Raw genomic sequence first — 789 nt, 5'->3', positions numbered from 1 at the left:
CCCTCCATGCAAGACCAAGCAAGCCGTGGCGTGCAAGTGAAGGGGATTGTTGAAACGGATGCAGCTTTAGATATGCGCTATCAGCCTGATCACCCGCTGGCAGATGAAGAAGGTTTTGTGATGTATCCAAATGTGAATGTGGTTGAGGAAATGGCAGATATGCTTTCTGCTTCGCGAAGCTTTCAAACCAATGTCGATGTCATGGAAGCCGCAAAAACTATGATGCAACGAATTCTCACTCTGGGTCAGTAGGTAGGGCCAGATTATGACTGATATCAATACCAATAATGCAGTTGATCCGCTTTCGGGTTATCGACTGGAGGGCAGCCAGGAAGCCGCCAAAAAAGGCGATCTTGGTAAGAACGAGTTTCTTGAGTTAATGATTGCACAGCTTGAGAACCAGAACCCACTTGAACCGCAGGACAATGGCGCGTTTATCTCGCAGTTGGCCGAGTTTAGTGCGCTTGAAGAGATGCAGCAGATTAGCAGTACTGTGGATAGTTTCAGTGAGCAGTTTCAATCGTCTCAGGCCTTACAGGCTTCTGCCATGGTTGGGCGCAATGTTCTGGTGCCAGGCGCTGATTCACCGTTGCTGTCAGATGGAACCATCTCGGGGATGATTGATTTGCCTTCGGGTACGAGCAACTTGAGTGTTTCCATCCTCAACGGGTCTGGTGAATTGGTAAGACGAATAGATATGGGGCAGCAATTTGCCGGTTCCGTCCCGTTTAGTTGGGATGGCAAGAATGAGCAAGGCGATGTGATGCCCAATGACAGATACACAATAAA

General features: G+C 48.7%; 2 protein-coding genes. Both read left to right on the top strand.

Translation table 11 applies throughout. The features are described 5' to 3' along the window. Positions 1-252 (top strand): flagellar basal body rod protein FlgC (locus A3750_RS01740; protein ID WP_304440158.1); only part of this gene is annotated, 252 nt, incomplete at its 5' end. 13 nt (positions 253-265) lie between these two features. Next, a partial coding sequence (locus tag A3750_RS01735) for a flagellar hook assembly protein FlgD (RefSeq protein ID WP_068547979.1) occupies positions 266-789 on the top strand: 524 nt, incomplete at its 3' end.

It is taken from the genome of Oleiphilus sp. HI0079 (genome assembly GCF_001635105.1).
Note: the sequence above shows the minus strand (reverse complement) of the source record. Positions and strands in the feature narration are given on the sequence as shown.